Annotated in this window: 11 protein-coding genes; 5 read left to right on the top strand and 6 right to left on the bottom strand. The window is 65.4% G+C overall.

Annotated features, from left to right (window positions below):
* Positions 1–336 (bottom strand): hypothetical protein (locus tag KGZ40_03815; protein MBS3956645.1); only part of this gene is annotated, 336 nt, incomplete at its 3' end.
* 262 nt (positions 337–598) lie between these two features.
* On the bottom strand, positions 599–1543 hold the full coding sequence (locus tag KGZ40_03810; protein ID MBS3956644.1) for an integron integrase: 945 nt from the start codon (positions 1541–1543) through the stop codon (positions 599–601).
* Positions 1544–1928: 385 nt separating this feature from the next.
* Here KGZ40_03810 and KGZ40_03805 point away from each other — a divergent pair, with 385 nt between their 5' ends.
* Positions 1929–2903 (top strand): WYL domain-containing protein, encoded by a 975-nt coding sequence (locus KGZ40_03805; protein MBS3956643.1) that lies wholly within the window; start codon positions 1929–1931, stop codon positions 2901–2903.
* Positions 2896–3852: a WYL domain-containing protein gene (locus KGZ40_03800; GenBank protein MBS3956642.1), complete on the top strand. Its 957-nt coding sequence runs from the start codon at positions 2896–2898 to the stop codon at positions 3850–3852. Before KGZ40_03805 ends, KGZ40_03800 begins: the two co-directional genes overlap by 8 nt.
* Here KGZ40_03800 and KGZ40_03795 read toward each other — a convergent pair.
* Both KGZ40_03795 and KGZ40_03790 read right to left on the bottom strand, forming a co-directional pair.
* The gene (locus KGZ40_03795) at positions 3830–6727 is read right to left on the bottom strand and encodes a hypothetical protein (protein MBS3956641.1); all 2898 of its coding nucleotides are present in this window, start codon (positions 6725–6727) and stop codon (positions 3830–3832) included. The two genes, KGZ40_03800 and KGZ40_03795, sit on opposite strands and share 23 nt — an antisense overlap.
* Positions 6728–6793: 66 nt before the next feature.
* Entirely contained in the window at positions 6794–7378 is a 585-nt protein-coding gene (locus KGZ40_03790) for a hypothetical protein (protein ID MBS3956640.1), read from the bottom strand.
* Positions 7379–7474: 96 nt separating this feature from the next.
* On the opposite strand from KGZ40_03790, the gene sdaAB reads away from it, so the two are divergent.
* Positions 7475–8143, top strand: a complete 669-nt coding sequence (gene sdaAB / locus KGZ40_03785; protein ID MBS3956639.1) for an L-serine ammonia-lyase, iron-sulfur-dependent subunit beta — start codon at positions 7475–7477, stop codon at positions 8141–8143.
* Positions 8144–8281: 138 nt separating this feature from the next.
* Here sdaAB and feoB read toward each other — a convergent pair whose 3' ends face one another.
* On the bottom strand, positions 8282–10147 hold the full coding sequence (gene feoB, locus KGZ40_03780; protein ID MBS3956638.1) for a ferrous iron transport protein B: 1866 nt from the start codon (positions 10145–10147) through the stop codon (positions 8282–8284).
* Between the two features lies 1 nt (position 10148).
* A complete protein-coding gene (locus KGZ40_03775; protein ID MBS3956637.1) occupies positions 10149–10424 on the bottom strand; it encodes a ferrous iron transport protein A in 276 nt (91 codons plus the stop codon).
* 207 nt (positions 10425–10631) lie between these two features.
* Between KGZ40_03775 and sdaAA the strand changes: the two genes are divergently transcribed.
* Together sdaAA and KGZ40_03765 are read left to right on the top strand one after the other, a co-directional pair.
* Complete coding sequence (sdaAA, locus tag KGZ40_03770) at positions 10632–11498, top strand: L-serine ammonia-lyase, iron-sulfur-dependent, subunit alpha (protein MBS3956636.1); 867 nt, start codon at positions 10632–10634, stop codon at positions 11496–11498.
* Positions 11495–13552, top strand: a complete 2058-nt coding sequence (locus KGZ40_03765) for a hypothetical protein (GenBank protein ID MBS3956635.1) — start codon at positions 11495–11497, stop codon at positions 13550–13552. Before sdaAA ends, KGZ40_03765 begins: the two co-directional genes overlap by 4 nt.
* Positions 13553–13557 lie beyond the last annotated feature (5 nt).

Genomic DNA, 13557 nt, shown 5'->3' with positions numbered 1-13557 from the left:
GAGAACGGCGACATCGCTCTCCGTTGCAACGACAGTTGCGTCGGTCTTGTTGCGCTGGGTACCCGAGAAGCTCATCAGCACCACTGCGAGCGAATCATCGATTTCCAGGTCCAGGAACTCCGTGAAAGGAACATCTGTCTGAATCTCGTCGGGCGTCGGCTTTGTGACTGTGGCGGATGCCCCTTGCGGGATGGTCAGGGTCAATCCGCTCTGTGTCGTGAACGTGTCACCAGGGGACAGCTCAATCACTTTGTCCTGCATCGCGCAGGCTCCAAGACCGAGTGCCGCCGTCAACACCAGGGGGAGGAAGACCACGATGCGAGACGCCCCCGCCAAGACTACCCCCTACCTCATCCGTGAACTGTGCCTAACTCCCATTCTACACTCTGCGAAACAACCGCACCCCACTCACCACAGGCGGGTGTTACGCGACCTCGCTGCAAACAGTAGCCCATCTGCCCAATTGGTTCCAACCAGGCCCGCAAGACCCGGTGCGTATTCTGCCGTCTGCATAACACCCCGGCAACCGTCACCCCGTCGCCCCCCACCCCATCACCACCCGCTCCAAGGTTCCGCGGCCCCATTCCGCATGCCGCTCTCACATCGCGTCGAGCGGACTGCGGACCCCGCGCCCGCCGCGGTTGAGCACGTGTGTGTAGATCATCGTCGTGCGCACGCTCTTGTGCCCGAGCAACTCCTGGATCGTCCGGATGTCGTAACCCGCCTCGAGCAGGTGCGTGGCGAACGAGTGCCGCAGTGTGTGACATCCCGCGTGCTTCTCGATGCGAGCGCTGCGTACCGCAGAGCTGACGGCACGCTGTACCACCGTCGTGTGCACGTGGTGGCGCCCCTCCTCGCCGGTCCGTTCATTGCGCCACCGCCGTTGCTGGGGAAACACCCACTGCCACTTCCATTCGCACGCCGCGTACGGATACTTGCTCGCGAGGGCTGCCGGCAACGCAACGCGACCCCACCCCTCAGCGAGATCCTTCGCGTGCAGCGCTCGCACTGCAACAAGGTGCTGCCTGAGCGGTTTCACGAGTGCCTCAGGCAGCATCGTGACCCTGTCGGTGGCGCCTTTGCCGCTTCTAACCGTGATCTCTTTGCGACTGAGGTCGATGTCGAGAACACGGAGTCGCAGGCACTCGGACAACCGAACGCCCGTGCCATACATCAGAGATGCGATAAGACGCATCTCGCCGTCGAGGCAGGCGAAGAGCGCCCGGACCTCTTCGCGGCTCAGGACCACCGGCAGATGCGTGGATTTCCGAGCCCGCACCACGTCGCCGAGGTCGCCGATCTCCCGCCCAAGCACGTGCCGATACAAAAAGAGTAGCGCGCACAGCGCCTGGTTCTGCGTCGACGCGGCAACATGCCTATCGAGTGCCAGATGGGTGAGGAACTCGTTGATCTCGGCCTCTCCCATTTCGTCGGGGTGCGTCAACTTGTGGTAACGCACGTACCTGCGCACCCACAGGCAATACGCTTGCTCCGTAGCTGGACTGTAGTGACGCGTGCGAAGCGCCGCGCTCACGCGGTCCATGAGGCGCGGCGAGCCGTGCGAGCCATCCGGCCCCCCGCCAGCCCGGCCCTCAGGCGACCTGATACCCATGCGCTCCCCTCCCCTTTCATAATGCACGCCACCCCTTACTCGATTCTGATCCAGCTTTAATCAGTCCTTTCTCGATTCCACCGGAAAACTGGCACACACGTTGCTTATCGAGTGTTAGGGGCATGGCGACCCGCCCTCTCCTCCCCCCTCAGGGGCGGATCCCGCCAGCTCTTATAGACGAGGCGCGCCCCCCACGCGCCTCGTTTCCTTTTGCCGAACAAACGTCGGCACGATATCCCCCACTCTCACCCCACCCCCGGGACCGCTCCAGTCCGGCTGCGATACAATCGCCAGGACCCTGCCGAGGAGGCCTTGTGTGTCTGCCGCGATAGAGCGACTCGTCAATCTTGCCCTGTTCCTGGCGTCGGCGCGTGAACCTGTGTCGACCGAACGTGTTCGATCCGAGGTGCTTGGCTATCCTGAGACCCAGGACTACGACACCTTTGAACGGATGTTCGAGCGCGACAAGGAAAGTCTTCGCGAAGCAGGTCTCGTCATCACATCGACCCCCGATGGACGCAACCTCCTCGACACCGCGTCCACGTTCGCGACCAGCCTCACCCTCTCACGTGAAGAGACGGTCGCCATGCGCACCGTCGCGACCGCGCTCCTCGGCGATCCGGGGTTTCCCTTCGCCGAGGATCTTCGCTTCGCGCTCACCAAAATCGCGGCGCTCGACATCTCTCCCTCCCCCGCGTCTTCCCGCCTAGCTGATGAGGATCCGGCCTCCCAGGGTGAACGGGTGGCTACCTTGTCGGCAGCGGCATCTTCAAGAAAGCGTGTCGCGTTTGAGTACGTGAACTCGGCGGGCGAGCGGCGCGCCCGCGAGATCGAGCCGTACGGATTGTTCTTGCGCGAGGGCCGCTGGTACGTCGTGGGCCGAGACGCCGCAACCGATGAGATGCGCGTTTTTGCTGTCGCTCGTATCGATAAGCTGACCCCGAACACCGCACGGCCCAAGTCGCCCGATTTCGAGCGTCTGGACGGATTCGACGTCCGTTCGTTCATCGGACTGCCCTTCCAGTACGGCCACGGCGAACCGTTCGAGGCCACGCTCGCGTTCTCTTCGGCAGCGGCGTGGCGCGCTCGCGCGTTGACCTTCGGCGTCGGCACGCTTGAGGTCGCGGACGGCGCCGATACGCGGCTGCACTGGAAGATCACCGCGCGTGACCGGAGGCGCCTCTTGCGCTGGACCATCGCGAACGGCCCCGGCATCGAGATCCTCTCTCCTCCCGCTCTGGCCGAGGAGCTCTCGGCGGGACTCGAGGAGGTGGCCGAGGCACATGGGTGACGGCTCGCACGCAAACCGGGCCCGGCGCCTCCTCGCTCTCATCCGCCACCTGGAGCCGGGTCTTGAGACACGCGTCGCCGACCTCGCCGAGCAGCTCGGCGTGAGCGAGCTCGGGCTGACGGCCGATCTCGAGACGCTCTCACTGTGCGCGGCCGACCCGTACGACCCGCTCACCGCCGTACCGCTTTACGTGGAAGACGGGGTGGTGCACGTCTTCGGCCAGATGCCCGCCCTCGACCGTGCGATCCGGCTCACCGCCGCAGAGGCGCGCGCTCTCGTCGCCGCGCTACAAACGGCGGGGCGCACCCAAGACGACCCGCTCGTCACCCGAGTGCTCGCGGCGGCGTCCACCATCGACGCAGGCGAGGTAGAGCGCGCAGTCCGGGCGGCAACCGCTCCGGACAATGGCGCTCTCACCATCCTGGCCGCCGCGGTGGCGAATCGCGAGCGCGTCCGCATCGAGTACCAAGGCCGCGCTGACGACACGCCTGCCAGGCGCACCATCGAGCCCCTCGCGCTCCAAAGCGAGCGCGGCGCGTGGTACGCGCACGCGTTCTGCCGCCACGCTGGCGCTCCGCGCACGTTTCGCATCGACCGGATTTTCGAGGCGACCCCCCTGGGCGAGCACTTCGAATCACCGCACTTCGAACCTGACGGTCAGATCCTGCCCGCGGGTAAACTGCCGCACGCCACGATCGCACTTGCCCCCGGCATCGATCCGCCGGAACGCGAATGGCCGGGCATGCGCGTGGTTCCTGGTGATGGTCCGGGCACGCTCGTCGAGGTCCCGTACGCAGGCACCGCGTGGATCGCCCGGCAGGTGGCTTCTTATCTCGGCGACGCGACGGTGATCGAGCCGTTCGAGGTCCGAGAGGCGGTCGCTGCGCTCGTCGCTCGCGAGACACGCCGCCGCGAACACGACGCCACTACCTCCCAAAGCGCTCGCTGACTCGAGCCACCATCGTCGCCGTCGGCATCCGCTCGACATCAGCCACTGGCAAAGCACCAAGAAACTCTCGCCCGTAGGACTTCGTAAGCACCCGGCCGTCAGCGATGATAAGGCATCCCGTGTCGCTTGCCGAGCGGATCAGCCGCCCGGCTGCCTGCTTGAGCTCTATGATCGCGGCGGGCAGGTAGAACCTGCTCCACGCCGCGCGTCCGTAGCGCTCCTCACGCTCGCGCGTGAGCGGGTCGCCCACCTGCCCAAACGGCAACTTGGGCACCACCACACACCGAAGCGTTTCTCCAGGAGCGTCGAATCCCTCCCAAAACGACTTGGTCGCGAAAAGGGAGGCGTGAACATCGGCGAGGAACTCGTCTCGCAACCGCTTGGTCGAGACCCCGCGACCCTGCACGAGGAGTGAGAGGCCCTGCTCGGCCAGGCGCGGCGCCAGCACGCGATACAGCCGGTCCATGTCACGCCGATTGGTGAACAGCGTAAGCACCGAGCCGCCCATCGCCACATGCACGCTGTAAAGTAGCCGCTCAAGCGCCTCGTGGTAGGCGGGAGTGCCCGGCTCGCCGAGGTCCGTCGGGACAAACGCCCCCATCTGCCGAGCGAAGTCGTAACTCGAAGCAAGCCGTACCGTACGATACGCCTCTTCCTCACCGAGCCGATCGAGTCCCACCGCGTGCGCGAAGTGCGAGAAATCGTCACCTGCGGCGATCGTGGCCGAGGTAAACACTACCGAGCGGATCCGCGGATAAAAGTCGTCTAGCAGCGCCTCGCCCACATCGAGACGGGATGCCGCGAGTCTGTCGGCGCGCGCGGCGGGACGGCGATCTATCGTCGCGTGATACACGTACTCGCTGGCCTCACCATCGATGACGGTTGTGAGCGCGATGTGCTGGTCGGCAACGCGGGTGAGCAGGCCCGCGAGATCGGCGCGTGCGTCGGCCGTAGCCCCTCCGCCTTCCTCCAGCGCAAGCGCGAGCCGTCTGCCCGCAAGCACGGCCGCATCGAGCCGTTGGGCGAGCGAACGCCCCACGCGCAGCGCCGCGGCCCACGACGGACTCTGCCGAATTTGTGTGTCGATGCGAACGTCGACGACGTCGTAGCCGTCATCGGCGGCAGGGACAGCGTCACGCACGAACTCGAAAAGTGACGCCGTGAGCGTGGCTGCTTCCTCGATTGTCTGGGATAGTTCCGCCGAGGCAGAATCGATCGCACCAGGATCAGCCACGCCCGCCCTGCGCGCACGCTTCGAGATCTCCTCGGCGAATCCTCCGCGCGAGCCCCCAAGCGCGGTGAACAGCAGCGACAGTTCGAGGCGCGAGCACACCATCGAGAGCTGTTTGCGCGCCTCCGATTCCGCGGCGTGCGCCTCGTCAACCACCCAGAAACGAATCGGAGGGAGTATCCCGCCTGAGGCTACCGCATCCCTGAAGAGCAGTGCGTGGTTGGTCACGACGATGTGAGCCGACGCGGCGCGGCGCCGTACTCCGTGCAGGTAGCACCGGTAAGGAAAGTAGCCGCAGTGCTTGCGGGTGCACTCCGCCGCCGACGCCGTCACCTCGCCGAGCACCTCGCGCGGCAGGTGCGCATTGATCGCGCTCACATCCCCCCACGACGACTGGACGCACCACGCGATAAGCGCGGCGACAACGCCGATAGCGTCCGGTGCGGCCCGATCGTCAAGCGAGTTCGCGAATCGCTCGAGCTTCCTGACGCACGGATAGTGCTCGTAGCCCTTGAGCGCGACGAAGCGCAGCTCGGCGGCGGGCAGGTCGCCGAGGGCTGACGCAAGCGCGGGGAGTTCCCCGTAAATCAGCTGGTCCATGAGCGCGTTGGTCTTGGTCGCTATCCCAACGCCCACCTCGTTCATGAGCGCGAACCGGACCGCGGGCACGAGGTACGCGAGCGATTTCCCCACACCGGTGCCCGCCTCTATCGCCGCGTACGCACCGCTCGCAAACGCGCTAGTGACGACACGCGCCATCTCGGCTTGCTCCGCGCGCGCCTCAAAACCCGCGTACATCCGGCCCGCAATGCCCCCTGAGTCGAACTCGGCGGCGATCTGATCGACCGCGGGGGTAGCGCACTCAATGTCGTTCGCGTCGCAAAGCGCGTCGCCTTTCTCCGCCGAGACGCGCTCAGATCGCGCGGTGCGCAGATCGAACCGCGTCGCTGGCGCACCGGCGGCGAGGTGCGCGAGCGTGGATCGTGCTGGCCACTTCGCACCCGGAGCCAAAGCGGCGAGCCGCCCAAGCAACGCCGGACCGAGATCGTTCAGGCCGCATAGGCACGCGCGCCACACCGTAGCGAGCGCCTCGACATCGTCTTGAGCACGGTGCGAAGGCGTGTGTGCGCCAAACGCCTCCGCAAGATCACGCAAGCGATGGCTCGCGAGTCGCGGAAACGCGATCAGCGAGAGTTGCAGTGTGTCGATCCACTCGCCCGGAAAACGTGACGGCCCCGCGAGATGCTCGAGAAAGCCGCGATCGAACGGTGCGTTGTGCGCCACAACATCGCGGCCGCCCACGAACTCGGCAAGATCAAGCGCGGCCTTTTCAGCGGGCGGCGCTCCAATGAGGGCCTCTTGCGTGATGCCGGTGAGTTGCACGATCTCGAGTGGCACATCGCGTCCGGGATCGACCATCGTGTGAAAGCGCGCGACGATCTCAGGACCGCGCATTATGGCGGCCGCGAACTCTATCGGCGCGTCGCGTCCGGGGTCAAAGCCGGTCGTCTCGATGTCGACGAGCGCGACCTCTTCCTCAAGCCCGAACGTCTCCTCGGCAACGCGCGCGGATGTTGCGGCGTACGCGTGAGCGACGTCGTCATCGGTGCCGGGAACCAGGAGGCGGGCCAGAGTCAGGCTCATAACCGCTACAGACTAGCACGCCGCCCCGACACGTTTGGGGCGGCGTGCGGTAACTTACGCTTCTCGTTACTGGGATCCCGCCATGGTGCGCGACTTCAAGAGCCACTCGCCCGAGCCGCCCTTTACAAACACCCACTCGTACCCGAAGGACATGCCCTGGGCAACCTGCCATCCAATGACTGAGTAGGTATCAGCGGTCTCTACCGGCGGATCAACGCTGAAGCCTGAGATGCCGTAACCCTCAAGCGTGTTGGCGAAGGTCGTCGCATCGCCATACGTTGTCTGGGTCGCAACCGGCAGGAGCGTGAAAGCGCGCTCGTACTCCTTGGCTGCGCACGCTTCATAGTACGAGGTGACAAAATCGCTCGGCGTCATGCCTGAGGGCACGACCGGCGCGGTCGCCGGGTCGAACGAAGCTGCCGACGACTGGCCACCCATTCCCGACGGCATTCCCGGCGACACTTCCGGTGAAGACCCGGACGGCATACCGGTGACTGCGGCGGTCGGGTCGGCGGGGACAAGTGCGGAGGTCTCCGCGAGCGATGCGCGCGAGTTCTGCCACACGAGCACACCGATGAGGACCGCGAGCAGGACGATCACCGCCGCGAGTGCGATCATGATCTGCTTCTGACCGAGTGCGGGCTGAGACATCTTCTGTTCCTTCCGTCGCTTGCCTGAACAGCGCTTGGCGCGCGCACCGATGATACTGCCGCGAACCCTTCATGCACAGGGTACAATCAGCGAATGGTGCGCCAACGCTCGCTTTTCGACATCGTCGGTCCGATCATGGTGGGGCCCTCATCGAGTCACACGGCTGGTGCGGTCCGGCTCGGCCTGCTGGCGCGCGCGGTCTTCGGCGCAACACCCCAAAGCGCCCGGATCGGTCTCCACGGATCGTTCGCCTCGACAGGCCACGGCCACGGCACTGACCTGGCACTCGTCGCGGGATTGCTCGGCCTCGCTCCCGACGACCTCGCAATCAAAGACGCGCACTCCCTCGCCAAGAACGCCGGACTCTCAGTTGAGATTGCCGAGGCCGACCTCGGCGCGGTCCACCCAAACTCCGTCGCCTTCGACCTCGCGGGCGCCGGCCGTCCCGATGTCTACATCGAGGGCGCATCCCTTGGAGGCGGCGTCGTCGTTCTCACGCGTATCGGCGCCTACGAAGTCGAGGTCACCGGCGAGCTTCCCATGCTGCTCGTCGCGCACCTCGACCAGCCTGGTGAGATCGCGGCCGTCACGTCCGTCCTCGCCGAGGAGGGTGTCAACATCGCGCGAATGCGCGTGTCGCGAGAGCGCCGGGGCGCCGCCGCCCTCATGCTGATCGAAACCGACATTCAGCCAAGCGATATGGTGCTCGGCTTAATCGCGGCGGCGCCGGGGATCACCGGCGTGCGCGTCGTCCCGACTGTGTAGTTGCGATGGGCCGCGCGCCTGATCGCACGCGGCGCACGATCCAGAACACCCCGTCAAAGTGAGCGCATTGCACCGCGCGCAGCGGATCCCGGCCGCGGGCGCTCCGCAGACTGGGCACCTGACCGGGGTGCCGCTCACCTAGATCACCCCGATGAGCCGGGCAAGCAAGCCGCCGGTAAGAAACGCGAGGCCGACCGACGCCACAGACAGACCGGCGAGGTAGCGAACGCCCCGTTCTTTGGCGATCACCATCACGCTCGCGACGCACGGAACAAACAGCGTGATGGTCACCATCGAAACCAGCAGCTGGGCGGCGGTTAGCTCCATCGTGAAGAACCCGGCCGCACCAAAATCGCGGCGAACAAAGCCCATCACAAACGCGGTTGCCGCTTCTGCGGGAAGTCCAAGCCAGCCGACGGTGAGCGGAACAGCTGCGCGCTGTATAGCGCCGAGTGCGCCGGTCACATCGAGCGTAGAGATGAGTGCCGCACCGGCGACAAAGAAGAGTGTGACCTCTTTCATGAAGTGCCAGACCTTGATGAACGTCTTGCGTGCGACATTGTCGAGGCGCGGGATTCTCAGACTCGGGATGTCAATCAACAAATCGGTCGACACGCCGGGGGTGACGCGTGCAAGCGCGGTGCCCACGCCTACGAAGATGACGAACAGCGCGGCAAAGTAGCCTGCGGCATACATCGGACCCACTCCAGCCATGAGCGCCGCTATGACGGCGATCTGGGCTGTGCAGGGCACCGCGATGGCCATGAGCGCGGTCGTGATGATCCGCTCGCGCTTCGATCCGAGAATGCGGGTCGTGAGCGTTCCCATGGTCACGCATCCCAGGCCTAGGATAAGCGGGATGACCGCTCTTCCGTTCAGCCCTACTGCCGTTAGAGAGCGGTCCGCGAGCGTGGCGATTCTCGGCAGGTAGCCCGTATCCTCGAGGAGCGAGAGCAAAAGGTAGAAACCGGCGACGAGCGGAAGGATCACGCCGATCAGGTACGTTGGCGCCATTGTGAGCACGCCAAACTCGCCGGCCAACAGCGTATTGGCCACGCTTCCCTCGGCAAACACTGAGCCTACGACGCCGCGGACCACCGGCTCGACGCGGCCGATCATGAGCTCCTCTTCGAGCAGCCCAACGACTCCACCGGCCACCCACTCGCCAAGCACCTTGTACATCCCCCACAGCAGCAAAGCGAGCATCGGTATCCCGGTCGCCGGATGCATCATCGCGTGCGAGAGGCGCGTCGAGAAGCTGGCGCCTTCGGTGGTGTGTTTCACCACGTGGCCGACGATATCGTTCACGCGATCCCGGCGGCGCAGGTAGATCTCGTCACGCTTCCCCTCAGGCTCAATGCCGTGGAGGGAGGCGATGTGCTCATCGCCCTCGAGTACAAGAAGGGCCTCGGCGCGCGAACCCACGCGAGCAGCCATGAGCACGAGCGGCTCTTCGAGTACAGGATCCGCATGACCGCAGCGAGCGTCCGCAAGGGCCGCCTTCAGTTCGGGAATTCCCTTGCCGCGAACCGCGACTGTCTCGATCACGGGCACGCCGAGAAGGTCAGCGAGCAGGTCGCGATCGACATCGACTCCACGGGCGCGGGCCTCATCGGCCATGTTGAGCGCCACTACCATCCGCTTGCCCATGTCGATCAACTGCAGGGTCAGAAACAGGTCGCGCTCAAGGTGCACCGCGTCTACAACGTTGACAACGAGGTCACCGTCGAGGATTACGTCACGCGCCACACGCTCTTCGTCGTTGAACGAGGACACACCGTAAACCCCCGGGGTGTCGACGATGTCGTACTCACCCATCTGCCCCCGGGTGATCTCGACGGTGGTGCCCGGGAAGTTGCTCACGTCAACGTAGGTGCCAGTGAACGCGTTGAACACCACCGACTTGCCCACATTCGGGTTACCGGCAAGCACGAGTCCCGCCGCGCCCTTGCGTTGTTCAACGGAAGCAGGAGCGTGGCGGTGCGTAGAGACGTCTGTCGCCATTCTAATTGTCCCCTCTCAAAGGCCGCACGTTGATTCGCTGGGCGAGCTTGCGTCCGATCGCGATTTCCTGCATCCCCGAGCGCACCACTATCGGACCCGCAGGCACGCGGGTGATACACGAGATACACGCGCCTTCTGCCATCCCAAAACGCACCGCGGCGATGCGCGCCATCTCGTCCCCGATGGCCACCACCTCGCACGACTCACCTCTACGAAGCTTGTCGAGCGTGAGCGTTGCGCCCGTGTGTGAGCCGGTTGCGTGAGCGTGTGACGCCATCGTGGCTGCCTCCTAGTTAGAACGTTAGACACTTAGTGTCCACTAATCTATCTGCACGCCCATGCTACATCGGTTGTCAAGTGTCCGTCAATACTTCCACATCCCGTCTGCAAAGGAGGAGGCGTCCGGGCACGTGTACCGATCGCGCGCCGTCGCGCTGTTCTGCTCTGAGGAGTACGATGGTAGTTGTGGAAAGGAGTCCCGAGCATGGCGTTCGAATCATTCGATGCCCTAGCTGATGCGGCGACCGGGCACGGTTCGCTTTCGGCAGCCGCCCTCGCACGAGAGATGCTCGACTCAGGCGAGCCGCCCGAAGCCATCCGCGCACGCATGAACTACATCCTCAAGACGATGCGCGAGGGCATCGACGAAGGGCGAAGCGGACGGGCACTCTCCCGGTCAGGCCGAGTCGGCGGCGACGCCGCACGCCTTGAGCGCTCAAGCCACGAGTTGCTTGGCCCGCAGTTTGGACGGGCGCTCTCCGCGTCGCTCGCCGTCGCCGAGGTCAACGCTGCTATGGGACGCGTGGTCGCCGCGCCGACCGGTGGAGCTTCAGGCGTGCTGCCGGGGGTGCTCGTCACCGTCGCCGAGCAGATCGGCGCCAGTGACGAGGCCATCGTGGACGCGCTGCTCACCGCAGCTGCGGTAGGCGGAGTCATCGCCGCGCGCGCCTCACTCGCCGGTGCGGCAGGGGGATGTCAAGCCGAGATAGGCTCGGCCGCTGCGATGGCGGCAGCCGCAGCCGTCGAAATGGCGGGCGGCTCAGCCGAGGCGGCAGGACACGCGGCGTCCTTCGCGCTCCAGGGGCTTCTCGGCCTCGTCTGCGACCCGATCGGAGGACTCGTCGAAGTGCCGTGTGTGGCCCGTAACGCCACCGGGGCGGCCGTAGCGCTAGCGGCTGTGGAGATGGCGCTAGCCGGCATGACATTTCCGGTCCCCTTCGACGAGGTCGTCGACGCGGCGTCCGCGGTAGGACGCTCACTTCCCGAGGACCTGAGAGAGACGGGCCGAGGCGGCCTTGCAGCGACACCTGCCGCACGCAAGATGGCCGCGGAACGGACGTTAGTCCCGTGACGGCGGCTGTACGACAGCCGTTTCTCGCGCGCATCTTGCCGTCGAGCCTGAGATCCCGCCTCACCCTCACGGTGCTCCTCGCCAACGTCGCACTCGTTGTCGTGGGCACGTCCGTCTTCCTCCTTCTGTTCGCGATTGACCGCCCGAACCAGATCGAACACGAAGCTCGACAGGCTCTCCGCGCTCTGGCCTACGATCTGGAGGCGCAGACTGAGCTCGTAGAGACGATCGGGGTGAGCGGCGCCATCTCCCCGAACCTCATCGACCTTGATGATCCCGCGGCTCTGTCGCTTGGCAACATCCGGCTCGCCGCCCTCGTGGACCGTACGGTGATCGACGCCGCTGCTCTCGTGACAGCCGACGGGCGCGTAGTCGCACACGAAGGTGCCCCTTATGCGGTAGCCGCTATCACTTCTCATGTGGACGCGCTCGGCGCGAAGGCAACCTCCGGGCTCATCGCGGTCGGCGAAGACGGTGTGGCCGTCATCTCGCTGACTCCACTTAGCGCGAGCACGGGATCGCTCGCGGTCCTGCGTATGCTCGATACCGCTGGACTCCCGTCCCGTCATCCGCTCACCTTCACTCGCACCTACATCACACAACCGGGCGACACAGTGCTCGCCGGCACCGATACAGAGCATCTCGGCATCACGCTCTTCACGGACTCACCCGACGGCACATGGCTCAGGGCCGAACTTCGTGGCATCGACGAACGATCCGTCGGCTGGATCTCAGCGTCCGCGGAGGCCGATCGAGGCGCCGCGGATGTGCTCACACTCTCGCTGCTTGTTGCGGCGGGCCTCGCGGTGATCGCCGGTCTGCTCGTGGGAGTGGGTCTCACTATCCTCATTCGCCGCCCGCTGGAGACACTCGTGGGACATGTGCGGCACCACGGCCACGCGGCGCTGGAGGGTCACGCGGTCGCACCCCTCGCCGTCGACCCCTGGCTCCCATCCGAGATGCGCACACTCGCGGAGGTCTATGAGAGCCTCTTGGACCACCTTGCGAGAAAGCAGGCCGAGGCGACCGAGGCGGCGAGCGCCTTGCGTTTCGCGGTAGACGACTCCTTTGAAGCGAAGATACTTGTGCGAGACGGCCAGGTAGCGCTCGTCAACGCCGCCGCTTCGGCGCTGTTTGGCCTTCCAGCCGGACGCTCACAGGTCGCATTTTCCTCGTTCCTCGACTCCCTGACGATCGAATCCGAAACAGGAGAATCCCTCTCGACAGAAGAGCTTCTCCTCCGCGCCCTCGACCGGGTCGTTGTCGCGAAATTTGCCGGTCCCGGAATTCCCACGCGTTGGGCGGAGCTCAGGGCCGTGGAGCACGACGACCCTCGCCGCACGACACTTCTGACCGGCCGCGACGTGACCGAACGGTTGCGTGTCGACGCGATCCGCGACGAAATCGTATCCCTCGTCACGCACGATCTGCGTGCGCCGCTTACCGTCATCGGCGGATACCTTGACCTCCTCGAACGCCCGCTTCCTGATGCGTCGCGGCTCAAAGCCGCAGGTGCCGCAAGACGGAGCGCTGAGCGCATGGGGCTTTTGCTCGAGGACTTGCTTTGCGCTACCCGCGCCGAAGAACTCTTCTCGCCCGTCATGTTGGAGCCGGTCTCGCTTTCGGATCTCGCCGAGGAAACCGTCACCTCGTTCGAGCACACGACGGAGCACACGCTGTCTGTCACCCTCGAAGGGCGAGGTGTGGTCCTCGGCGAGGAGCGGCGGCTCCGGCAAGCGCTCGTCAACCTTGTGAGCAACGCGATCAAGCACACGCCCCCCTCCGGGACGATCCGCATCCTCGTCGAGCCGCGCGGCGATCGGATCACCGTCGCCGTGCACGACGACGGGCCCGGCATTCCCCAAAGCGAACGCGAAATCATCTTCGAACGGTTCGCCCGATTGCGAGAAGCTGGCGAAAACCGCCCGGGTATTGGATTGGGCCTCTACATCGTGCGCGCGATCATCGAAAGCCATGGGGGCACCGTGAAAGCCGAGGCCCGCCCCGATGGCGAGCGCGGGGCGCGGTTCGTTATCGACCTGCCAGCCGCCTGATCTCG

The sequence above is a fragment of the Clostridiales bacterium genome, from assembly GCA_018333995.1.
Taxonomy (GTDB): domain Bacteria; phylum Actinomycetota; class Coriobacteriia; order Anaerosomatales; family SLCP01; genus JAGXSG01.
This window is presented reverse-complemented; position numbering and strand designations above follow the sequence as displayed.

What these genes read in the sequence shown, in the direction of transcription:
- KGZ40_03810 (MBS3956644.1), bottom strand. Translation starts at nt 1,543, where the DNA reads ATGGACCGCGTGAGCGCGGCGCTTCGCACGCGTCACTACAGTCCAGCT.
- KGZ40_03800 (MBS3956642.1), top strand. Translation starts at nt 2,896, where the DNA reads ATGGGTGACGGCTCGCACGCAAACCGGGCCCGGCGCCTCCTCGCTCTC.
- KGZ40_03795 (MBS3956641.1), bottom strand. Translation starts at nt 6,727, where the DNA reads ATGAGCCTGACTCTGGCCCGCCTCCTGGTTCCCGGCACCGATGACGAC.
- KGZ40_03790 (MBS3956640.1), bottom strand. Translation starts at nt 7,378, where the DNA reads ATGTCTCAGCCCGCACTCGGTCAGAAGCAGATCATGATCGCACTCGCG.
- feoB (MBS3956638.1), bottom strand. Translation starts at nt 10,147, where the DNA reads ATGGCGACAGACGTCTCTACGCACCGCCACGCTCCTGCTTCCGTTGAA.
- KGZ40_03775 (MBS3956637.1), bottom strand. Translation starts at nt 10,424, where the DNA reads ATGGCGTCACACGCTCACGCAACCGGCTCACACACGGGCGCAACGCTC.
- sdaAA (MBS3956636.1), top strand. Translation starts at nt 10,632, where the DNA reads ATGGCGTTCGAATCATTCGATGCCCTAGCTGATGCGGCGACCGGGCAC.